General features: G+C 67.1%; 19 protein-coding genes and 4 pseudogenes. 8 read left to right on the top strand and 15 right to left on the bottom strand.

What is annotated here, in order from left to right; all coding sequences use genetic code 11:
- Positions 1-208: 208 nt before the first annotated feature.
- Positions 209-516, top strand: a pseudogene (locus ACZ4N5_RS38215) (fic family toxin-antitoxin system, toxin component); the annotation flags it as partial.
- Positions 517-741: 225 nt separating this feature from the next.
- On the opposite strand, the gene ACZ4N5_RS38210 reads toward ACZ4N5_RS38215, so the two are convergent.
- The gene (locus ACZ4N5_RS38210) at positions 742-1,326 is read right to left on the bottom strand and encodes a TerD family protein (protein WP_467761608.1); all 585 of its coding nucleotides are present in this window, start codon (positions 1,324-1,326) and stop codon (positions 742-744) included.
- Between the two features lie 402 nt (positions 1,327-1,728).
- On the opposite strand from ACZ4N5_RS38210, the gene ACZ4N5_RS38205 reads away from it, so the two are divergent.
- The 3 genes from ACZ4N5_RS38205 to ACZ4N5_RS38195 all read left to right on the top strand — a co-directional run bounded on the left by ACZ4N5_RS38205 (position 1,729) and on the right by ACZ4N5_RS38195 (position 6,362).
- Positions 1,729-2,145, top strand: coding sequence for a hypothetical protein (locus tag ACZ4N5_RS38205; RefSeq protein ID WP_467761607.1), 417 nt, complete (start codon positions 1,729-1,731; stop codon positions 2,143-2,145).
- 322 nt (positions 2,146-2,467) lie between these two features.
- Complete coding sequence (locus ACZ4N5_RS38200; protein WP_467761606.1) at positions 2,468-4,288, top strand: hypothetical protein; 1,821 nt, start codon at positions 2,468-2,470, stop codon at positions 4,286-4,288.
- Between the two features lie 868 nt (positions 4,289-5,156).
- Entirely contained in the window at positions 5,157-6,362 is a 1,206-nt protein-coding gene (locus ACZ4N5_RS38195) for a phospholipase D-like domain-containing protein (RefSeq protein ID WP_467761605.1), read from the top strand.
- 333 nt (positions 6,363-6,695) lie between these two features.
- On the opposite strand, the gene ACZ4N5_RS38190 is transcribed toward ACZ4N5_RS38195, so the two are convergent.
- The 5 genes and pseudogenes from ACZ4N5_RS38190 to ACZ4N5_RS38170 all read right to left on the bottom strand — a co-directional run.
- Positions 6,696-7,199 (bottom strand): hypothetical protein, encoded by a 504-nt coding sequence (locus tag ACZ4N5_RS38190; RefSeq protein WP_467761604.1) that lies wholly within the window; start codon positions 7,197-7,199, stop codon positions 6,696-6,698.
- A gap of 34 nt (positions 7,200-7,233) precedes the next feature.
- Positions 7,234-7,892 (bottom strand): annotated as a pseudogene (locus ACZ4N5_RS38185) (IS5 family transposase); the annotation flags it as partial.
- Between the two features lie 35 nt (positions 7,893-7,927).
- Complete coding sequence (locus ACZ4N5_RS38180) at positions 7,928-8,668, bottom strand: hypothetical protein (RefSeq protein ID WP_467761603.1); 741 nt, start codon at positions 8,666-8,668, stop codon at positions 7,928-7,930.
- A 98-nt stretch (positions 8,669-8,766) separates the two neighbouring features.
- Positions 8,767-9,330 (bottom strand): hypothetical protein, encoded by a 564-nt coding sequence (locus tag ACZ4N5_RS38175; protein WP_467761602.1) that lies wholly within the window; start codon positions 9,328-9,330, stop codon positions 8,767-8,769.
- A gap of 241 nt (positions 9,331-9,571) precedes the next feature.
- A pseudogene (locus ACZ4N5_RS38170) lies at positions 9,572-9,791 on the bottom strand (transposase); the annotation flags it as partial.
- A gap of 102 nt (positions 9,792-9,893) precedes the next feature.
- Here ACZ4N5_RS38170 and ACZ4N5_RS38165 point away from each other — a divergent pair.
- Positions 9,894-10,562 carry an HAD family hydrolase gene (locus tag ACZ4N5_RS38165; RefSeq protein ID WP_467761630.1) on the top strand — a complete coding sequence of 223 codons (669 nt, stop codon included), beginning with the start codon at positions 9,894-9,896 and terminating at the stop codon, positions 10,560-10,562.
- Between the two features lie 261 nt (positions 10,563-10,823).
- Here the strand turns inward: ACZ4N5_RS38165 and ACZ4N5_RS38160 are convergent.
- Positions 10,824-11,282: pseudogene (locus ACZ4N5_RS38160) on the bottom strand (ATP-binding protein); the annotation flags it as partial.
- A gap of 441 nt (positions 11,283-11,723) precedes the next feature.
- Between ACZ4N5_RS38160 and ACZ4N5_RS38155 the strand changes: the two are divergent.
- Positions 11,724-12,101 (top strand): hypothetical protein, encoded by a 378-nt coding sequence (locus tag ACZ4N5_RS38155; protein ID WP_467761601.1) that lies wholly within the window; start codon positions 11,724-11,726, stop codon positions 12,099-12,101.
- A gap of 653 nt (positions 12,102-12,754) precedes the next feature.
- The gene (locus ACZ4N5_RS38150; RefSeq protein WP_467761600.1) at positions 12,755-13,234 is read left to right on the top strand and encodes a DUF6193 family natural product biosynthesis protein; all 480 of its coding nucleotides are present in this window, start codon (positions 12,755-12,757) and stop codon (positions 13,232-13,234) included.
- A gap of 658 nt (positions 13,235-13,892) precedes the next feature.
- On the opposite strand, the gene ACZ4N5_RS38145 is transcribed toward ACZ4N5_RS38150, so the two are convergent.
- The 8 genes from ACZ4N5_RS38145 to ACZ4N5_RS38110 all read right to left on the bottom strand — a co-directional run bounded on the left by ACZ4N5_RS38145 (position 13,893) and on the right by ACZ4N5_RS38110 (position 20,842).
- Positions 13,893-14,333 (bottom strand): VOC family protein, encoded by a 441-nt coding sequence (locus ACZ4N5_RS38145; RefSeq protein WP_467761599.1) that lies wholly within the window; start codon positions 14,331-14,333, stop codon positions 13,893-13,895.
- 508 nt (positions 14,334-14,841) lie between these two features.
- Entirely contained in the window at positions 14,842-15,642 is an 801-nt protein-coding gene (locus ACZ4N5_RS38140; RefSeq protein WP_467761598.1) for an IS5 family transposase, read from the bottom strand.
- Positions 15,643-15,742: 100 nt separating this feature from the next.
- Positions 15,743-16,066 (bottom strand): hypothetical protein, encoded by a 324-nt coding sequence (locus ACZ4N5_RS38135; protein ID WP_467761597.1) that lies wholly within the window; start codon positions 16,064-16,066, stop codon positions 15,743-15,745.
- Positions 16,067-16,499: 433 nt separating this feature from the next.
- Positions 16,500-17,678, bottom strand: a complete 1,179-nt coding sequence (locus ACZ4N5_RS38130) for an IS4 family transposase (protein ID WP_467761596.1) — start codon at positions 17,676-17,678, stop codon at positions 16,500-16,502.
- Positions 17,679-18,381: 703 nt separating this feature from the next.
- Positions 18,382-18,585 (bottom strand): hypothetical protein, encoded by a 204-nt coding sequence (locus ACZ4N5_RS38125; protein ID WP_467761595.1) that lies wholly within the window; start codon positions 18,583-18,585, stop codon positions 18,382-18,384.
- Positions 18,582-18,704, bottom strand: coding sequence for a hypothetical protein (locus ACZ4N5_RS38120; protein WP_467761594.1), 123 nt, complete (start codon positions 18,702-18,704; stop codon positions 18,582-18,584). Before ACZ4N5_RS38120 ends, ACZ4N5_RS38125 begins: the two co-directional genes overlap by 4 nt.
- Positions 18,704-20,011, bottom strand: a complete 1,308-nt coding sequence (locus tag ACZ4N5_RS38115) for a hypothetical protein (RefSeq protein WP_467761593.1) — start codon at positions 20,009-20,011, stop codon at positions 18,704-18,706. The genes ACZ4N5_RS38120 and ACZ4N5_RS38115 overlap by 1 nt, the downstream gene beginning before the upstream one ends.
- A gap of 513 nt (positions 20,012-20,524) precedes the next feature.
- Entirely contained in the window at positions 20,525-20,842 is a 318-nt protein-coding gene (locus ACZ4N5_RS38110; RefSeq protein ID WP_467761592.1) for a hypothetical protein, read from the bottom strand.
- A 366-nt stretch (positions 20,843-21,208) separates the two neighbouring features.
- On the opposite strand from ACZ4N5_RS38110, the gene ACZ4N5_RS38105 reads away from it, so the two are divergent.
- Positions 21,209-22,048 (top strand): SAM-dependent methyltransferase, encoded by an 840-nt coding sequence (locus tag ACZ4N5_RS38105; RefSeq protein ID WP_467761591.1) that lies wholly within the window; start codon positions 21,209-21,211, stop codon positions 22,046-22,048.
- The last annotated feature ends 100 nt before the right edge of the window (positions 22,049-22,148 follow it).

Here is a 22,148-nt window from a genome sequence, read left to right as displayed (position 1 = left end):
TCGGGCCGCTCCCCCGCTGACCGCGAAGCCGTTGCCTTTGCACCCCGAGATTCCCGCCCCTCAGGAGCCCTCCGTGTCAACGACGACCGAACCCTCCGTCAGAACCGCCACCGGCCCCGCCCTGACCAGATCCCGACGCGGAGCAGCGCGCCGCGGAGCGGGAAGCTCGGCGTGATCTCGAGGAGCGGCAGGAGCGGGGCCACGCCGTGTGACTCAGAACGAACCGCTCCACTCGCTGGATGTGACCTTCTTGGTGACCGCGGCCGAGCTGATGGCCGGTGATCCGCAGGTCGACGACTACGGCCCGCTCTACGCGGCAGTCGCCCGGGACAACGCCCGCGCCATGGAGCGCGACATCTACGGTTCCCTGTACCTCAAGGGGCGGCCGCGCAGCTCCAGACGCTGGTGAAGCTGCCGTGTCTGGAGCACTCGAACGAGGCCTTCGCCTGGCACTCCGCGGAGGCGTACCTGACCCTGAACGGCCGCCGACTCGATTGCCCGCCCAGGGCCGGGGTGAATGCCTGCTCCCGCGTAGTGGGGCAGAGGCAGCCGTTACGCCCCTTGGGTGGAACGGCGTTCACCATCCGCGACAGCGCGGCGGACAAGCGATACAAGCCGAGTGACGCCGTCCTCGAGATGTTTCTTCGGGCTGTCGCCGGCGTCGCAGGCCGGCGACAGCCAGCAGTACGGACCATTTCCTCAGACGCGAGCTCCAGTTGGGTACCCGCCTGAGTTACAGGTCTACTTGCTCAGAGCGAAGCGCATCAGGGCCTGTTCGTCACCCTGCTTGATCTTTCCCGTCACATTGATCACTTCGAGCTTCCAGGCATCGCCGACCCGCACGGCCTTGGCCACGGCGCAGCCGTTGTCCTGGCTGAGCAGGCTGGGCCAGATGTCCGCGACTTGCTGGGTGCTGCCGCCGGTTGCGTCGTAGACCCTGAAGCTGATGTTGCGTGCCTTCTGGAAGGAGCTTCCCTTCTTGAAGGCGGCGGCAACGAACACGATCGACGTGATGTGGGCAGGGATGCGTGCGAACTCCACCGAGACGGTTTCATCGTCGCCGTCGCCGTGTCCGGACTGGTTGTCACCGCTGTGTATCAGGGAGCCGTTGCCCATGGGGTCGAGGGAATCGAGGCCGGCCAAGCGCACCGGGTCCGTGCCGTGCATGGCGACGGCGATCAGGTCAAGGTCGGTGCCGGACTTGAGGCGGAGCTTGCCCATGACTCCTCCGCTGCTGCCGGCCGTGGGGTCCCACGACACCCCGATGGACAGGTGAGTTACTCCGTCCAGGTCGGCGGGGCCGTCTTCCTTGGTGAGCGTGATCATGCGTGGGCCATCCTCCAGTGAAAGGGACTACTACACGCAGAGTGTGCCTGGCGCTCAAATGGTTCCATGCGCTGGGTCCCGGCGTGTCCGCCGCATGGAAGAGCGGGCCACCCGAGGGCATCCGCCGACAGGTCGGCTGAGCAGGCAGCGGTCCGCCGTCGCAGTCGCGTCAGCTCGGCCGCCAGAGCGCGGACCAGGCGGGCACAGACCTGGCCGGTCAGCATCACAGCACGGCGGTGCAGCGCTGTCTGCAGCCCGGCGCTCGCTGTCTGCAGCGCGGCGCTCTGCCTGCCGTGCCGGACGGTCAGCCCGTCGGGCTGCTCAGCGAACGTCGCCTGCCTGCAGGAACATTGACCGCGGCGGAAGCCTGCCGCACTCGGCGGCATTCCGCTCGGGCAACGCGTGTTCCCTGCGATTCTCATTCTCGGCAGCACTCTCTGGATCGCCACTCAGTTCAGCTGGCGCGTCACGGCGGACAGCGCGGGCCTGTGGGCCGTGGGGACGCGGCGGGTCCGACACATACCCTGGGACGAGCTCAGCCAAGTCTGGCTGCGGGGCAGCGGATTCATCATCCTGAGGTCCGGCAAGGGTGCCCGCGGAGCGGAGATCTACGGTGTCCTCGCCCCGTCCTGGCTCACCCGTCGTTTTCGCCACAGACCGGAGGCGCTGCGGGCGGTGGACGGTATCCGCGCCCTTCAGGCCGATCCCGCGCTGCGGCCGACCGGGCAAAGCGCTCCCGAGGACAGGGGCAGGCCCCTGGGCCTTCCCCTGCTCGTCGTCGATACCGTCCTGGCGCTCGCGCTGCTGGCATTCGGCTGACCACCGGTGGCCGGGCGGTCGCGGTAGCGGACTGGCGGGAGACCATCCTGTTGCGACCTGCGGTGCCGCCATCACCCGGCAAAACGTCACAGATCTACGGTGCCGACTCGTACTCCGCCGTCCGCAGCCGACCGTCGGGCTGAACCGGCGGACATCGACGGTGTCCGGGTCGGGCCGTGCGCGTTCCAGCCGGACACGGTGACGCCAGCGATGGTCTGTTGGGCTTCGGAATCTGCTGCAGCCCCATCAATTCCTTCGACATGCCGCTGACCGGCTGGCAAGCTGCGCACATGACCTACGGAATCGAGTCCCGCTTCACCCGGTGAGCGCCCAGGAAGAGCGCAACGCGCTCGCTCCCGAGACCGCTCTGTATGACCACGCCCTGCATCTGCTGCGCGAGTCCCCCGACGGAATCCTGCCCCGGCGTGGTTACTCCCTGCCTCAGAAGACCGCTGCGGGCGAGGATCCGCTCTCTCGGGAAGAGGTGAAGAGTGCCGTCCGGGAAGCGCTCAGCCCACTCCCGGTCGACCCCGCCACCTTGCATCGCCGCTTCGAACGGCTCGGCATTCACTATCGGCACAAGCACCTGATCACTTCCACCGTCGCTGGGCTGCCACTGCCGGCCGAGCAGGTGGATGTGGCCCGCGCCCTGGGACGGGGGCTGATCCAGACCGGAACGACCGCGCCCGCCGTCACTGTAGGCATCGCCCTGCTGGGCCGCCTCGGCGAGCCCGAGGACGTCCGGCATCTCACCGTTCTCGGCCTGTTCCGAGATCTCACCGGCCCGGCGGTCAACGCGCTCGACATACTGGATCGCCAATCCGCGGCCGTCGTGTGGCTCGCGGTCTACGCCGGCCGTGACGAACTACAGCCACTCGTCCACGCCCTATGGACAGGTAACCGGCAGGCCGTCAGCCCGGAGCTGGTCGCGCTTCCGGCCTCACTCCGCTTCGTCAGCAGCGCGGTCGCCCGCCGGATCGCGGAGGCTTGCCAGTTGCCTGACCTCCTGGACCACCACCCCTCCGACACCGACCTGCTCTCCCGTGCGGGCAGGCTGCTCGTCCGGATGGGGTGCTCACGTGACGACTCGACCGACCTCATCGCCTACCGCGACGCGCTCCGCGTGTACGAAAGAGTCGTCAGCCGCGCCGGTCTGCTGCCGCCCACCCTCGACAACGCTGCCCTGCTGCTGTCGCTCGCCCTGGACCTGAGCAGCGGCACCGGCGTGCTGCTGGCCTGGCCGCATGAGCGGCGCGCTGCACTGCTGGACTCGCTCGGGCGGCTGCTGGCCGAGTCTCGATGGGCGGAGGCAGGCGCCACCGGGGGTGAGGTAGACCAGCGGCCACGAGTCGGCTGGATCCGCCGCACCGGACGGCAGCCGTTCAAGCGCCCAGCCGTGCCCGACACGTTCCGCATCGAGGTGGTGGTCGGCGACCCCGCGCACCGGGAACCCGTCGAGGCACGTGTGCTCATCGATGGCCGTCCGGTGGTTCCGACGGTGTTCGGCCGCGGGCCCGCCCACAGCCCCGAATACCTGCTGGACGAGGGGCGGCTGCGGGCCGGGGCGGAGCCTCACGAGGTGCAACTCGCGGAGGCCGACTGCACTGAGGGGTGCTGTGGCGCGCTCTACGTCACCATCCGGCGAGATGCGGACCAGGTGGTGTGGGAGAACTGGCGGCAAACCATGCCGGGTTCCCGCGAGCCCGCACCGGCGCCGCCCGCCTACCGGTTCGACGCCTCCGCCTATCACGCGGAGATCGCGAGGGCAGAGACTGACTGCTCCTGGTCCTGGCGGGCTCGCACCATCGCCCGCCTGATCAAGGCGGGGTTGATCGAGGAGCCGGATTTGTTGAGCCGATGGGATGCAGGCCGAGGCTGGATCAGCAGTGGCTTCGACGACCCCGACACCGCCGTGGTCACCTTCTGGTACGTGCCGGGGCTGGCGTCCGGGAGTCCGGAACGAGCCGACAGTCCCCTCCAGTTCCGCTGGGTCATCCCGGACGACGGCACCTCGCCCGAGGCGCAGGCCACATCCGCCTTGCGCCGGCTGGCTGAAGAGGACCCGAAGTCCTACGCGCAAGTGTGCGGCGGCAGCCGTGAGCGCGCCGAGGAACTCGGATTCTCGTGGCCTGACAGCGCCTGACCAGACCTTGTCCCACCGACCCGTCCTGAACGCCGAAGAGCCCTGCCTCCGCAGCGCCATGACTTCCGCGACGGCGTCCTGACGGCGCCCGGCCTTGGTCACGCGAGGTCCGTTCGGATTGGACAGCGGGGGAGTGCTCCTTGATGTATTCAGGGCTGCGATCGTCCAGCACGTGCAGCGTATTTTCGGTTCGCCTATTTCGACTGTCAGATCCAGGCACGGTAAATCTCAGACGCTGTCTGAAGTCCTGGCGGATCTCCCACAGGGCCTGGTGCAGTCCGAATCGAATTTCGTCACTCGCCGCGTCCGTTCTCAGCCCGGAGCGGTAACGCTGATAGGGCTTAGTAATCGTCCACGACGGACGCGCTTCATTTGTGAGCGCCGTTGTAGTGAGCCGCCACCGTGCCTTCGGACAGGGTGGCTGCCTCGCCGCCGAATATGTTGACGCTCACCCCTCTGTCGTCATCCGCAGGTCACGTCCTTTGAGCGGAAAAGGCAGAACAGTCGCAGCCGTCAGAGAGTAAACCCGGTGACGCGTTCCCCTCTCGCTTCCTTGATCGCTGGAGTGCACAACGTGTCCAACGGTACCGAACGGCTGCAAGGGTGCATTTCGGTCAAGTTTCAACCGTGCGACCGTGGTTGGCGCGTTTTGCCGTCAGTGGTGAAGGCTGCGAAGGGCCTCTGGTTGACGTCCGGGCGGCGTAGTTCCGCGGGTTGTCGGGAGCTGCCCCTCCCCGGTTCTGGTCGACCGCTGAATGCTCGCTATGCTCGTGCCGCTATGGCATGTCCATTCATTTTCGCATGTCCGTAAATGAAACAAATGCCCGATTCCGGTCTGCCTGTAAAGGTATATGCTTTGTATAGAATTGTGCGAGTTCGCTTTTCGCGTCTGGTCCTGGCCCTGGTGATATCCCTGGGCGCCACACTCGGTTTCGGAACGCCGAGTCACGCGGCTGGCCTGTCCAACAATGCCGTCTTCAATAATCCGAACGACGCGACGGACAAATACGCGCTGCAGAACTACCTGACGGGTCTGATCAATGGGACTCCGGCGGGCGCGACCATCCGTATCTCCATCTACGCGTTCAACTCTCAGGCGTACTACGACGCCCTGGTGAGTGCCTACCAGCGCGGAGTCAACGTCAAGATCGTCGCCGATGACTACGCGCCGACCTCCAACATCCAGAAGACGACCGCCGACCTGAAGAATGTGCTGGGGGACGACCCCGCCGCGGGCTCGTACGTTCTGCTGTGCCATGGCGGCTGCATCGAACACGACACCGCCAACGACATCATCAACCACGACAAGTTCTATCTGTTCACCAGCACGTCGGGCGGTTCCAATGTGGTGGTGCAGTCGTCGGCCAACATGATCTCCACGACCTCGGGTGTGAACGGCGGCATCAACGCCTGGAACAACGCACTGACTTTGGTCGACCAGCCCGACATCTACCAGGCCTACATCGACCGCTTCACGGCGATCAAGGCGGCCCAGATGTCCGATGCGGCGTCAAGTGTCGACTACACGACGGTGACAGGCTCCAACGCCACGACCGGCACCAGCGCGAAGGCGTATTTCTTCCCGCAGCAGGACACCAGCAAGAACGTCATCCTCGACATTCTCGGCAATATCGACTGCTCGAGCGGGGGCAGCGTGCACATGGCCATGTACGACATCAAGGACGTGTCCGTCGCTCAGAAGTTGAAGAGCCTCGATGACGCCGGGTGCACCGTGCACGCCGTCTACACCGACCAGGGCACGTCCGACGACAGCGCGATCAACGCGCTCAGCGCCTGCGGTCCCCACAACGGCGTGGCTGTCTACCGGTTCGACAAAACGGCTCCGCCCGCTGCCATGGTGCACTCGAAGTACCTTCTGGTGAACGCTGGTTACCTGGGTTCCGTGCAGCAGATCATCTGGACGGGGAGCGTGAACTACACCTCCCAGTCCCTGCACGCCAATGACGAGTCACTGCTGAAGTACAGCGGGACGCCGGGAGTCTTCGACGCGTACGAGTCGAACAACACCACGCTTGAACAACTCGGCACCTACAGCCGGGCGGGGACCTGCTGAGCGTGTACCGAAAGCGTTACTCGAAGCCTCTCTTTGACGGCTGCGGCTCGGATGGTAGTCGCGTGGCGGGCCGGCTTCCTGTGGCACGTGGTGGCCCTGGCGCAGTGCATGTGAGGCGCCTGACGCCGCGCCCAACCGTGTGCCGATCCCTGTAGGCCTCTGTATCGAACTCCGGCGGGTGGCCCCCGCCGGAGCCGAGGCTCCCTCGACCTTCGCCGACACCGGGGGAGGACGGACCAAGCGCCGTCTCGGACCGTGTTTGAGATCTGGTCAGCCCAGGTTGTGTCGACGCGATTGCCGTGCTCACTGTTGGCAGATGCTTCGGAAGGTCAGTCAGCTGAAGCCCAGTTCGGTGAAGGCACAAACCCCGCGTTCGGCATAGGGCAATGCCTGCCGGGATACGAGCCTCGGAGTCTGCCGGAAATACTGATGGAAGCCGGAGGCTCGGAACTTCAACTCGAACGCGTGGCCTTCGACGTGCCAGAGCGGACAGTGTGCAAAGTTCGGGCGGGCATCGTCCGTCACCAGCCGCTGCACCCTGTCGACCTCCAAGTCCAGGGCACAGCCCTTGAAGTCGAGGTCGCCCTCAAGGTCGAAGACATCTTCGAAGACGAGTGTTGCCGGAGAGACCCAGAACGAAAAGTATGTTGCGGGCGGGACCGGGTGGACCCAGTGGACGATGTAGTCGAGGTCGAGGAGAAGACGCGGCAGGATGTCGTTGGTCGGCTGGACGGACAAGCCGTGGATGGTGGCGTCATGCCACCCCATGTCTTCGAAATCTGCGTCGCTCCAAGTGCTCTTGGAGAGACCTGATTCCTCGTGGCTACCGTTGCCCATATCCGCATCCAACCAGACACCGCAACGGAAGCAGTCACAGGCCAGGCGCGGACGAGAGGGGACGGGGGCCTGGTCGTGAGGCCGGCCCGCCTCGAGTGAGTCGACGGATCATGATGTCGATCATTGCCAGCGGATCATGGTCTCTGACCGGGCCGGGCCGGCCTCGTAGTCGCGGGCCAGGCGCCGGTGGGAGGTGATCCACGAGAGTGTGCGCTCAACGGCCCACCGCTTCGGCTGGACCTGGAAACCGCGCTGACCCGGGGCCTTGCGCACGATCTCTAGCTCGCGGCCGAGCACGGTACTGGTCCACTCCATAAGGCGTCCGGCGAAGCCTTGGTCGGCCCAGATCTTCCGTACGCCCGGGTGGTCGAGGCGGGTCCACAGCAACGAACGCTTCGCACCGTCGCGGTCCTGGATGTTCGCTGCGACCACGTGGACCGCCAGAAGCAAGCCGAGGGTGTCCGTGACGATGAACCGCTTGCGGCCCTTGACCTTCTTCCCCGCATCGAACCCTCTGGTCGCCGCGGGCACCGTGTCGGCAGACCGAACCGATTGTGAATCGATCAAGCCGGCGCTCGGCCCGATGTCGCGCCCGACGGCACCGCGCACTTGGTCTCGCAGGGCGTCGTGGACCCGCTCGACAGTGCCGTCGTCGTGCCACCAGGTGAAATACCAGTACACCGTCGGCCAGGGCGTTCTGTGGCATCAGCTTTGTCAAGCAGCGGTCATCATCCGGTGACTGTCATCGTCTGCTGCATCGCCGCTGCTCGGACAGCGGCTCCTTCAATTTGGCGTCGGCCAGTCTGGTCTCGGCTCCAGATGAATGCGCGCCAATGACGTGGTGTCTCGCTGCTCCAGTTCCGGAACTCCTCGACCGCGAGATTGTCGGACAGCCGCCACCGGATGGTGGGGCCCGAGGCTTCGGGGACGTCGGTGAGGCCGACGAGTTGCTCGACGAGTGCGGAGCTGTCCACCTCGGCTGTGATGCGGTCCCAGGTCGAGACCGTGTCGGTGAGGGCATGGGATTCGATGAGCGCCGGGAGAGACGGGGCGATTTCGAGGAACGTGCCGCCTCCGTCGTCCACTCCGACTCGTCCGTCCGTATGCACCAGGTAGCGCACTGGAGAGGAGAGACGTTCTCCGAACCAATCGAAGTACCAGCCGTGGGTAGGGCCGGTCGCCATGCGCTGGCCCAGGTCGTAGTGCCACTCGCGGAGCGTGTCGTGGCGTTCGCCCTGGATGGTGTAGCTGCTTCGCACCTGGTAGCGGAGTCCGCCGTATCTCTGCTCGAATCCTTCCCGGCGGATGACGAGCATCATGGGTGTGGGAATCAACTGGCCAACGCGGTCCCGGAGCCGCAGGAACTCTGTGGAGAGTCGGGGTTCGTGCTGATGATCGCGCCAACCGGTTCGTTCGAGCAGACTCTGGGCACGGGTGGAAAGACCGGCGAGGTCATCCAGGATGTGCATCCTGCACTTCTTTTTCCATGTCAGGGTGTGGATTCGTAGGCCCTCACGGTACCGGGTCGAGTCGCTTCGATCCCCCAGAAGCCTGCGCGGTCATGGATTCAACACGGGCCTTCCGGACCGCGCTCTCGCGGTCGGGTCGTCACGTCGACGATCTGCAGGAGGGTGGCGGTGGCCGGGGCGCCGCCGATCTGACGTGGTGTGGAGCCGGTTGGGGTGGGGACGTCGGTGAGTCGTTCCAGGAGCTGGTCGAGTGCGGCCTGGCCGTCGTCGACCGCAGCGCGTTCGTCGTCGGTGAAGGGGATGTTGGCCAGCATCTTCTGGAGGTTCTCCTTCGCCTCCAGCAGTTGGCCTCTGCTGGAGTTCTTCGGGGTGTAGAAGTCGCAGCGTGCGCAGGCCATGCGGTGCTGGCACCGCTCGAAGAAGGTGTAGGTGCACCAGCCGTGGCCGAGGTCGTAGTACTGCCAGGGCTCGCTGCTGGCGGCGGCGCCGGAGGCGACCGCGTCGCGGTCGACGAGGACTTCGTACTTCACCACCCCCGCGCCGTCCACGAAGAACGCCTCGCAGAACCCGGTACCCACCGGCGTGTTCCCGTCATTGGGGAAGGGGTTGCGGAACGCCGCGACCGGCGACGCGGCGCTGCCTACCTGAACGGGTGCCACCATGGTGAAGCTCCTTGCGATTCGCCCAGCTCACGCCCCAGCGGCACCAGCTCCCTTCCCGCAGCGAGCAGGCGGAGCCCTCAGGTGCACCACGGTCAAGGATTGCTATCGAGGTTCGACCTGGACATCCGGTATGGGCTGATTGGCCCAGCCTCGCGTCTGCCGACGACGACGCCTTTCCTGGTGCCCGGGAGCCTGCTCGCTGTGTGGGCCCACGACATCGGGCTGGATACCCACCGCATCGATCCCAGGTGGAGTGGTTCACGGATTGCTGCGGGTTCTGATCGTTGCAGGCGGGGTCGCGAGGCCATCGCCTGAACCGACTCGCGGCGGCCGTCCAGCATCAGCCCCCGCAAGTAGCAGGCGCCCTTGGCCCGTTGGTCCTTGCGCGGCCTCGGGGCGAACCCCTCTGCGACAAACCACGCCAACGTCGCCCGGACACGGTTCACTTCATGTGTGTCCACACACCCGACGTGAGCGTGATGAGAGCTCATAGGAAGACCTGAAGGAGTCCTGGAAAGGGCCTCCCGTCAATGACCTTCAGGACCTCCTGGCATGATCACGGCGTGACCAGTGAGCGTGTGCAACCCGGCCCCAGGAAGTACGTCCTCTTTGATGTCGATGGCACGTTGATCGACGCCGTGGACAACCAGCGTCGGGTCTGGGCAGCGTGGGCGGGGCGATACGGACTGGACGCGGCTGAGGTCTATCGGGTGGCCCTGCGGACGCGGCCGATGGAGACCTTCGCGAAGGTGGCTCCGGACCGGGTTCCAAGTGAGTGCCTGGCTGCGCTGCACGAACTGGAGGACGACGACGTCCGGTCCGGCGTCTATGCGGCCTTCGACGGCGCGGCACAGTTGCTGGCCACCCTGCCGTCGGGGGCATGGGCGCTCGTGACCTCCAACTACGAGCACCGAGTGCGCGGGCGATTTACTCGCACTGGCCTGCCGATCCCACGCATCATCGTCGATGCTGCCGCAGTGGAAGAAGGCAAACCCTCGCCCGTGCCCTATCTCTTGGCTGCCGAGTTGCTAGGTGCCCGGCCCGAGGACTGCCTGGTCATTGAGGACGCTCCCTCCGGAGTTGAAGCGGGGCTGCGGGCCGGTATGACGGTGTGGGGCGTCAACTCCGCGGCTGCGGTGGCCGGCGTGCACCGTCACTTCGCGAGCCTGCGCGAAGCGGTCCCCGACATCCTCGCCTTCGCCCGGCAGGAGGGACCAGACGGAACGGCGTGATCACAACTGGGCTGGCGTGTTCACGGCGTCGGAGTCGTCCTGGCCAGCCACTTAACCCGGGCTGAAAGCACGCCAGTTCGCCAAGCATGGTGACCACGCATGGCGGGCGGGGGCTCGGGCGCGGGGGCGGTTCGCAGGGGCGGCCGTGGAGCCCGCGACCCGGACCCCGAGGCGGTCCAGCCTCCGCTGAGCGGCCAGAAAGGGGACCGGTCCGGAGGCGGGGCGAACAGGCGGGCCGCGTCGATGCCTTCCGCAGCTGGCCAAGAGTTCGACCACCAGCTTCGTGGCGAGCGGATAGCGGACGCGGTAGCCCTTTATGGCGGCCTCGGTGGCCGGGGCGGTGAGCATGTGAGAATTGCCGGTGCCGGAGTCGCCGATCAGGCAGAGCGGCTGGCTCTTCTTGATCCATTCACAGCCGGCCGGGGTGTGGATCGTGGCAGCGTCGATGTTGGGGTTGCCGTCGAATTCGAAGGCCCGCAGGGACTTCTCCCGCGGGAAGCCGGCCGCCTTGATCCCCCGCTCCGAGCGGCGGCGGGACCGGTCGTCGCCCTCGGTCATCAGGAGTTCGGCAAGGAAGCCCCGATTGGGCATCGGGTCCTTCACCGCCCGGTCGGCGATGTCAGAGAACTGGTTGCGGATCGAGGGCAGTCGCAGCATTCGGCAGGCGGTGTCGATGGCAGCGTCATCGGCCTGCTCGGTCAAGCCTCGCCGGCGGGGCAACGGTCAGAGTTGAACTACCTCACCTGGCCGCTTGCTTGGGTACCGGCTCCGTCTTTGTGTGGACCAGGCACTGTCGAGCAGTGAGATGTGGGTCACATCGGGGGGTGTTGGTGTCACACCCCGGGGGCTCGCCGCCCTCTCAGGGTGAACCGTAGCGACCGCGGCAGGAGGCATGCATGGACTCCGACACCCGGCCTGGCGAACTGTGGAAGTTCCGCCCAGCCGGCATGGATGGCGACACGCTCCCCGGCGTCCTGGTCAACGGCGGCCTCGCGCCGACGCGCCGCTACGGGATTGCCCGAGGGGGCGGCAGGGGCTGCCAGACAAAACCGCGGTCGGAAAGCTCGAAGCCCGACAGGACCTCGACCGGCCCTGCCCAGCCCGACGGCACACGCCACGGGGGACCCATAGGTCTGACGGGCCGACGAGAAGGGAAAGATCATGACCAGGTATCGGAAGACGGGGCGCGCACTGACCGCCGGCGCGGCTCTGCTGGGCGCACTGGTGTTCTCGGGACCGGCGCACGCCGCCGACCGCACGTCGATCGTCGTCTACGGCGCTCACACCCGGGCCGAGGCCAAGTCCTACGGTGCGAACGGCGCGGTCAGGGTCTGCGACGTCTATTCGGACGGCTACGGGGTCGCCGTCCGCTACTACCGCAGGGTCGGAAACCTTCAGACGCTGACGAATTTCCAGGGCCACGGCAAGTGCAGCGAAACCACCGACATCCCGAGCAATCCGATCACCCTCTTCAAGGCGTGCGTGGTCATTGACAGCGTCCCCAACTGCAACCCCGATTACGCAGACACCGGCCGGTAGCCCGCGCGCTCCTACGGGTGCCGCGCCGGCGTGACCACTCCGGACAGCAGCCGTTCATTCCGGCGGGCGCCGGCCCGTACGGCGCCCGCCGGTCAGTGAGCGGCTGCTCGGCGGTGCGCAGTCCCGCCGTCCACGCTGCCCGGTGTCTGCGGCGGTTGCGCCCGGTCGCCGCCCTCCGGTCGGGCACCGCCGAACCGGTCCGGGCCGACCCCCCGAGCCCCGCAAGATCACCTCGCGCATCACGCGGCCCCGGGAGACGATCACCTAAAGCCAGGGCGAGCGACTCCTTCAAGTCCGGCTCGCCTGCCCGGACATCACCCCGGGACTGCGATCTCGCTGGGCGTTCGCCGCTCTGGTCCGGCACCAGCGGGGGTACCTGTTGCCGGTGTGGATCCGACAGGCCCAGCAGGACGCGCCGAAGCACACGAAGGGCTTCGCCGGCTTCCTCCGCCAGGACCTCGGCGCAGTGACTACCGGCCCGATCCTGCCCTGGAGTTCCGGAGTCGTCGAAGGACACGTACACCGGGTGAAGCGCTCATGCGGGGCGAGTACGGCCGAGCCTCGTTCCGACTCCTCCGGATACGCATTCTCATCCGGCCATGATCTTCGTTGTCAGAGCACCGGTTTCAGGAAACGGGCGCGACACTATGACAGTGGACGCGAAGGACGAGACCTGCGATCAACAGTTGCCCCTGCCTCCAAGACCAGTTCTGCCGGACATAGTTGCAGCGCGCAGTCGCGGGCCGGCTGACGTGGTCGAGGCCCATTGGCAGGCCGTGCGACTCAGCTGGCAGTGGAAGCATGCAGTGGCCCAGATCCGCTCGCCCGGGCGCCCCTATCCGGGCATCGTTCCATTGCTGGAGGCTGCTGCCGCTCAGCCACGACTCCGGCGGCTGTATCCGTTCACCAGCCACTTCGCCCTGCTCTTCAGTAGCTCCACCAGCTACCCCTGGACTGTTCAGGCCGGATCGATCGAGCCCCTGGACAACGGATGGTTCAAGGTTCGTCGGCGCAGTCCTTCCGCCGTGATCGGCGAAGTCGAGACCGCCGAGGAGGCTGTGGCCCTCGTGCTTGAACTCCTGCCCACCGACTCCGAGCCCGTCATCACCGCCTCCGCGGACGAGCACGTGTGACGGTGTGTGGCCACGCCGTCGAACTCGGCACCCCGCGGCCTCTACTCGAGATCATTCACGACAGAGCGGCCAGAGCCGAGCCCCGCAGGCACGGCAGATCGCGGACGGCTGGCATCTCTGGCGCAACCTCGCCGAGGCGTGGAGAAAACGGTTACTGTAGCGCCCACCATGCCTGCATCCGGGCCGGAAACCGACATCCATCGGGGCACCGCCGTCGGTGGCATGCCTGAGCGCGGCGAGGAGTAGTTCGCCGACTCCGGCGATCTCGCACGCACGTTCCAACATGGCTGGGGCCCAGTCGAGGTCAAGGCAGTCAGCCGTCGGCGGGTCCCACTGATGATCACCATCGAAGGACTCCTCGGCGTGTGTCCGGGAGGCGGCGAGATACTCCGCAGAGCCTCGGGCAAGCTGCTGGGTGACCGCATCCCGTTCGTCACAAGATCTACGCCAGAGCCGAATTACATGATCGTTCACACTGGTGCCGTCGTTTCAGGACCCTGTGCGCGAGGGCGGCCACGGGAGTTTGGGCGCGTTCCTGCGCGGGGTTCCGTCATTGGCGCCGTAAGCCAGGCGGGTCACGTCACGGGCCGGCAGCTCCTGGCTGATCGGCGGTTCAGAACCTCGATGATCTCGTTCGGCTGCATGGTTCGGCTTCTTCTCAGCGCAGTTGCTCGGCCAGTCCGACGATGATGCCCTCCGGGCCGCGGAGGTAGCAGAGCACATAGCTGTCCTCGAACCGGGCAATCTCTCCGACGAGTTCGGCGCCGTGAGGGTGCAGGCGGGCAACGGTGTCCTCGATGTCGTCGACGGCGAACATGACGCGGTGCGTGCCCAGAATGTTGTGCGGCCGGTTGCCCGGCCCGGCGCTGATCACCTCAGGGCTGCGGTACTTCGCCAGTTCGAGCCGGCTGTGCCCGTCCGGGGTCCGGAGCATCGCGATGTCACAGCGGACGCCGTCGAGTCCGGTGCACTGGTCGGCGAAGAGGCCCTCGACCTTCGCCCTGCCCTCCAGCTCCATACCGAGTTCCACGAAGAACGCGACGGCGGCATCCATGTCCTCGACGACGATGCCGACGTTGTCCATCCGCTGAATCGCCATGCTGGTTTCTCCTTCTTCCTCGTGCGGCCCGTGGTGGCCGCTGATGTCCCTGGGACGGAGCCGGTGGCACGTTCTCGACACCCTCAGACCGCCGAGCTCCGAAAAATCTGGATCGCGCTCAGCACCGACAAGCAGACCCGCGAGCCAGGCGCCACCACCGAGGGTGAGTACGGCGCAGGTGGCCGCTCCCGTGAAGACGATCAGCCGAAGCGTGCCGTCCCGCCTTTCAATGCTTCCTCGACGATTCGCATCGTGCGCGCTTGAGCATGGCGCCTCCCCAACTGATTCACGGTGCCAGGTCACTCTCGGCGGGTGGAGTTCCCCGTGCCGCTCGCCCTAGCCACACCCGTCCGGCCCCGCGCCGCACCAGTCCGGGTCCGTCGCGCGGCGCCGGCGCGAGCTGGGGGCCGCGCTGACTCCCGGCGGGGCCTGAGCATCCGTGGACGGGAACGCAGATCAGCGCTGGATGGGGCTCTGGGGCGCTTCACGACTGGGGACGTGTACACGACTACTTCCACGAGTTCGTGCTCATCGACCGCTCGGCTGGGCAGATCACCTTCGTTGTCGCGGCCGACAACTGCTGACGCTGCTCATCGCCGAAGTCGATCGGCCGGCCCGACCGCTTGCGGCTGTGAGCGATCTGATCGTCGCGTTCTGGGATTGTCGTGGCGATGCCACGCTCGCGTAGCCAGGCCCGGTTCACCTTGGACGGGTAGCCCTTGTCCGCGAGCAGGCGGTCCGGGTGCTTGCGCGGACGCCCCGTCGCACCGGCGACGCGTATCTCGTCGAGCGTGTCGGGCAGCATGGTTGTGTCCGCGGCCTGGCCGCCGGTAAGGATGAAGGCCAGTACCCGTCCCTTGCCGTCCGCGACCAGGTGCGACTTGGTCGTCAGCCCGCCGCAGGAGCGGCCGATCGCGTGATCAGCGGGTTCATCACCGAACTTCTTGTAGTTCGACCTCGCCCCTGTGTCCCGTGGCAGGGTCGCGCCGTGCTGATGGACGCGCACGATCGTGGAGTCGATCGACGCGATCCAGTCGACGTCGCCGCCCCCGTGGGCCATCGCCTGGACCTGCTCGAGCGCCCGCGCCCACACCCAAGCCTTCGACCACCGATCGAAGTGCTTGTAGATCGTGTTCCAGTTCCCGAACCGCTCCGGCAGATCCCGCCACGGCGCCCCGGTGCGGAACCGCCACGCCGCCGCCTCGACGACCGTGCGTCGAGCGACAGTCGGGCGGCCCGTGGCCTTCACGACCGGGAACAGCGGCCCGAGCACGGCCCACGTCTCATCCGAGATCACGTCACGCGACACAAGCACAAGGCTGCGACCGACGAATTCGAAGACCCTCTAGCAACACGCTGCAAGGCTGACCGAGACTCGTTGCCCGCGCGCACCACGAAGCGAATACTGGTCAGAAGGGATCGGTGAACGAGATCGGCTTGCCGGTGACGTGGGCGTATGCGATCTCCCTGCTCGTGGACTCGCCGATATACCCGCCTGGGTTGACGACCAGAACCCGGTCAGCCAGGTCGATCTTGCGCAGGTGGAGAGCGTCCAGCGCGGTCTTCTGCTCGTTGGTGATCAACTCGTCTGCTTCGTGATCCTCGGCGCGCAGGAAGACGCCTGGCGCGACGACGATGACACCTGCGAAGGTCAGATCACGGTTCGCCGCGCTCATCTCGTGCGCGAACCGGGTAGAGCCGCAGATGCAGACAATCTCAGGTCGGTCGGGCACGCTCAGTCCTTCGGGTCAAACGGGAAACCGTCAGTGTGCGCGTAGCCATCACCGACGGGCATACGAGCCAACAGTTTACGCAGCGAGATGGACACCACGCGGCTGCACCGTCGCAGGCGGGAGGCGTGGCCCGTGTGGAAATGACGCTGCTCGACGCCGAGGTCTGGGGTGCACCCGGCTCACCAGCTTCCTTTAGCGACACGGCCTAGTCGCAATGCCGTTGCGTTACGGGCTTGCTGGCTGGGGTCTTGTGATGAGGACGGCTTGAGGTCCGGTGCGGGTCGGCTGTGGCCAGGCACGGTGTTCAGGTCGTTTGAGGTGGTAGTTGGACATCTTGCGTTTTACGACGCGGGGCTGGCTGCGGAGGCGTCTGACGGGCAGGAGCCGTTCCAGGAGGTCCTGCTCCAGCATCACCAGTGCCCTGACCAGGAGGTCAGGGGGAAAAGCTGCCCGGCGTGACGGTCACGCTGCGCCGGGCGGAGCGCAGGGTTTCGGTGAAGGAGACCCGGTCGGGGTTCAGGCCGCGGGTGGCGGCCGTTCTCAGCATGAGTTCCCGCAGAGCGTGGTGGACCAGCAGGTGTGCCCAGATCTGCTGGCGGACGCCGTCGGGTGTTTTGCTGCTGAGCACGACGCGTGGACCGCGCTGATGTGTTTTGATCTCGGCGAACACGGACTCGATCTCCCAGCGTTCGCGGTAGAGCGCGGCCGGCTGCCGGGCCGGATACCGGCGGGCGTCCAACAGGGTGGTGACCAGGCGATAACCGTCGCTCTCACCCTGACCGGACCGGTCCTTGAGCCGGTAGGCCAGGACACGGACCAGGACCGGCTCCTCGCGGGCCGGACCGCTGCTTGCTCTGATGTGTGAGAGCCAGGACCCGTCGCGGAACTGCTTGATCACGGGCAGGACGCGGTTGGCGGGCACCCGCCACAGCAGGTCGGCACCGGTGGCGGTGAACGCCCGCCACAACGGGACGCCGAGGAACTCGCGATCGGCCAGGACGAGCTGGCCCGGGCCGGTCGAACGCGGCAGGCGGCTCACCAGCGTGACTTCCCCGGTGCGGCAGCCGGCCAGTTCCGCGTCCAGCACCGCATGACTGCCGATCTCCACCAACACCGCCATCCGCACCTGCGGAAATGCGCTCCTGCCCGACCCGCGGCCACTGCCCGGCCGCCCGAACGCGGTCGCGTTGGCTTCGCTTTCCGCGACGTCCCAGCAGGTGCCGTCGACGGCCGGCAGCCGCAGGCCCCGCCAGAACGCGCCGGGCGTCGCCTCGGTCGCCATCGGCTTCGCGGTCGTGGCGAACAGCACCCGCAAGGGTTCGGAGCCCAGCCGCTGCCGGGCCCTGAACAGGGAGGACTTCGCCGGAACACGCCAGTTGCCCAGCAACCCCAACCCCCGCAAGCCCTCGACGAGGTGGCGCATCACTTCCAGATACGGGGCAGGCGAGAAGAGGGCCAACGCCAGCACGAAATACACCACCAACCGCGCGGGAAGCAGCCGCTGACGCTGCTCGGCACGACCGCATGCCGCCACCACCCGATCCACCAAGCCTGGCGGATACACCCAGGTCAACAGGCCAAGACCCGATAAGTCAGACACGCTCGCAGCCACCCGAACCACCCCCGGGACCCACTGCCAAACAGCCTACGCCCACGGCAAAGACAACGGCATTGGGCCTAGTCGTGCCCTCGTCTGGGGCCTGCAGGCACGGCTCTGGCGCGTCAAGTACCCCTGATGGCAGGATGGCCTCCATGATGATCACCAGAAAGGCTCATGCCGCGTAAGCGCCCGGGTGCAATCCGCGCCATGCGCGAGCGCCAACCGCCCAAGTGGGCGCGTGAACTGCCCACCATCGACCGTCTGTCGGCTGACACGAGTGCCGCGATTCACTTGGTGGAACATAGCTCTCACAGCTATGAGGTCCAGCCTGGGCGAACCTCACAATTCCTCTACAGCTACCGGAATTTCTTGCGCCAGCCCGGTCGGAAGCTGAGGTTGACTGCCTCGGAGTGCCCGGCCTGTCCTGGGTGCCAGTACGACGATGTCGCGGTAGTCAGGGACGCGTTGGAGGACATAGTGGGCATGCTCCCGCTTCCGGCACGCACCGAATTGCGACGACTGCTTGCCGGTCTTGATGCGGAATTCCGAAGCAGGACACTGCACGATCCTGATCCAAGCCACTGGGTGGACTGGAGCGGGAGTCCGTATCGATGGTGGCACCGACGGCTTTACGCGGGTGTCTAGGGCGTGTTGTGAAAGTGGATCACCATCGTGGATGATCGCTGGCCGCGGGGCGTGGTGATCTGACGAACGGTCAGTGGGTCTGGCTGGAATTGTTGCTGCCGCATGGAATGGCCGTCTTCTTCAGCTCCGCGATGTCCGTGGCCCAGTGCGTCATTTCGGCGCGCAGCGTCTCCGCGCGGTCCTCCAGGTCCTCCGTCCGCTCCTTCTTGCGTTTCTTCTTCGGGGGTGTCTTGCGTTCCCGGATAGTGCCCTCAATGCCGCCGGTGTCAGTCACTGCCCCACCAGCCTCAGCGTCCAGGTGCCCCCGCTCCGGCTGTGCGGGAAGTCGTAGAGCTCGACCTGGAGTTCGCCGGACGTCAGCTGGTTGAGGATCTCCGCGTCGTGCAGCCGCATCAGCAGCCCTCCCGGTTCAGTTGCTGGACGAAGAGCGTGGAGACGCACAGCATGTAGCGGTACCAGTCGGCGTACAGCTCCTGGCGCAGCCCGGTGAGCTCGGCGCCCGCCCGGTCGCAGGCCGCCTGCGCGGCGTTCAGCGTGTTCAACGCCGCCCCGGCGGTACGCGGCAGGGTGGTCAGGCCGGCGTCCGCGCCCTGGCCGGCCCGGTCGTCCGTCACCGTCCACAGATTCCCGGACGGCACGGTCCCGAAGGTGTCGGCGTGCCGGGCCTCCAGCAACTTCAGCCCGACGTCCAGCGGGGCCGATTCCAGTTCCTCGGCGAAGGCCAGCGCCTCCAGCAGGCTCTCCAGGTCGTCCGGCGCCAAGCCGGTGTCGCCGAGCACGGCGCCCAGATGGGCCGCCAGCGCCTCGGTCGGGGTGTTGCCCACCCACACCCCGGTGTCGTCACCCGCGGTGTCCTTGGACCCACCCGCTCCGGGCGCGAACGCGATCCGTCCCCAGCACACCATCCGGTCCGGCTCGGCGCCGCTGTCCGACGCCGTCCATCCGAGGGCGGTGCGCAGGACATCCGGCCAGCCGGTCCCGGCATCCCGTGGCGCCGCCAGCGTGGCCGCCAGCACGTCCTGACCCGGGTCCTCGTACCAGCCCAGCACGTCATACGTCACGTCCTGCGGCGGCACCCCCTGGAACGCCGGGTCGTGCAGCCCGAACACACTGTGGCAGTGCGGATAGAACGACGCGAAGGTCGGCTCCCCGTAGCCCACCGCCGTCAGCGCCCGCAGATACCGTGCCCGTTCCGCCAGGTCGGCCGAGCCGGTTCGCCCGGCCGGCCGCCAGGCGGTCAGCGGCACCCTGCGCCCCAGCAGCCGATACGGCAGCCGCTCGGGCCCGTCCATCTGGTCCGCGATGTACGGGTAGGGCACTCCGCCCGCGTTGTCCTCGGCCACGAAGTCGCTCTCGACCACCCACTGCTGCGCCACGGCACCGCCCGCGGCGCGCGTCAGCAGCCACCGGTTGGGCACCACCGGCACCGAGCTCGCCCCGTCCCGCGATGCCAGCCGGGTCAGCGCGTCCGGCAGCGCCCAGTGCAGATGGACGCCCGCCTTCAGCAGGAAGCCCTGGTCCCGGAACGGCACCGACAGCAGCGTCTCGCTGACGTACGGCATGTCCGCCTGGTGATCGTGCCCGTCGGCGGAGTCCGTGTACGGCAACCGCGTGAAGTCCGTGAAAGGCTCCGCGACCTGGCGTTCCCCCGCCAGGCACAGCGCATCCAGATGTACGGGTACGACGAGCAGCCTGCCCATTGCGATCCTCCCCCAGCCCCGGCGTCCCGAAGTATGCGCACCCGTCCCGCCCGGCAACGAGGCAGCAGACAGGCAAAAGAACGGCATTCCGCGCGGGTTGCGGATCGATGGGAGAGAAGTCCCGATCAACCGGTGAGGGGGTATCGCCTCGTTGCGGAAGCCGCCGTTGTCGACGAGGTCGCGGGCCTTGAGGACGGCCAAGGCTCCCTCAACACTCCCAACGCGCACCGGTGATGTCGCGGCGGTCGCCGGTCGCGTGGCGGCAGGCGTCTCCGACAGTCGCTCTGCTTGGGGCTGTAGGTGCAACCGCCCAGCCTCCCTGACCGCCCGCCACGGACCGGTCAGTTCATAGATCAGGGCACCCAGGCGTTCCTTCGGAATCGCGCACAGGCAGAATCAGAACAGACCGCCCGGGCCCAACTCGAGTTCACATTCGGATGATCCCGCGTGGCCGTCTTAAGTCCTGGTACCGGGGCCTATGGCCAGTAGCGGACCGGCCGATCGGGGCAGGCCCTACTCCGGCTGCGACGGCAGGGTGGTCCGGCTCTGCGCAGACGCGCGGGACACCAACGATCGAATCGCGAACACGACGGTCGCAGCGGCGGCGACCATCCCGACCAGCAACACCGTCGTCATGCCGACGCCGGTCCACCCACGCAGGCGCGCCGCGCTGCCGCTGGTGAGCATGACGCCCATGCACAGCAGCATCGGTACTTGATTGCCACGCCTCGCGTTCCCGGGCCGGTGGCGGAACACGAAGAACACAGCGCACTCGACAAAAAGCGCGGCACCCACAGCCAGACCGAACCAGGCGGAGCCCGAAGAGAACATGCCCGCCATGATGAGGCCGCCGTTGCCGCGAGCGCAAGATCGGTTCCAGCTCTATGGTGTGGCTCCATGCCTCGATCCGGAGGCGGACGGGTCGGCCACCCACTGGCACGCTGACAGGAATACGTCCGATGGGCAGCCGTGCCGGCCCAATACGGGGGTATGGGTCTGCCTGCTGTTTCAGCGTGTCTACGATGCTGTCCGTGCGGAATATCGAGGCGTTCAAGGGAGCCACTCCCCGGACGCTCGCGGGGTCGGCCCGGCCCGCTCGAGTCGGCAATAACAGGTTCCCGTCATGGGAGCCGGAGCCGCCCGGTTTCCCCATGTCGCGATGAACCGCTGTGGATCCAGGGCGAAGGCCCGTCCCGCATGGCCGAGGAGGACACGTTGTTACCTGAGTCAGCTCGAGGATCGACGCCCATCGATACCAGCAGGCCGCACCCTGCCCGGATGTACGACTACTACCTGGGAGGCAAGGACCACTACCCGGTGGACGCCGAGGCGGCTGAGCAGGTGCTCGGCCACACCCCGGACGCCCGCACCTTCGCCCGCGCCAACCGGCTGTTCATGCACCGGGCCGTGCGCGTGCTGGCCCGCGATCACGGGGTGCGGCAGTTCCTCGACATCGGCACGGGCGTGCCGACCGAGCCGAACCTGCACCAGGTCGCTCAGGAGCAGGCCCCGGACTGCCGGGTGGTCTACGCCGACAACGATCCGATCGTGCTGGCCCACGCGCGGGCACTGCTGCACGGTACCCCCGAGGGCCGGGTCGCCTACCTGCAGGCGGACGTGCGAGAACCGAAGGCCATCCTGGAGTCCGACGAGACCCGGACAACGCTCGACTTCGACCGGCCGATCGCGCTGAGTCTGTGTGCCCTGATGCATTTCGTACCGGACGAGCACGGCGCGTACCAGACAGTGCGGGAACTGATCGACGCGCTGCCGTCCGGCAGTTTCCTCACCCTCAGCCACGGCACCACCGACTTCGACCCGGAGGGCATGGCCCGTACCCAGGACGTGTACGTCCGTGCCCGCATCCCGATCCAGCTGCGGTCCCGGACTCAAATCGCCAAGTTCTTCGACGGGTTGGAGCTGTTGCCGCCGGGGCTGGCTGTCACGCATCGCTGGCACCCGGAGCCGGACCAGCCGCTGGCCGACATCACCGACGCCCAGGCCGGCTTCTACGGCGGAGTGGCCCGCAAGCCGTGACCGCGCCGTCCCACCCATCGGTTCGTCCGGCGGGACGGGCCACGACCGACGCCGCCCCCGATCCGGAGCACTCAAGTCGCACCGAGTGTCGCTGAGCTCC

The organism is Streptomyces sp. NPDC026500 (assembly GCF_055567635.1).
This window is presented reverse-complemented; position numbering and strand designations above follow the sequence as displayed.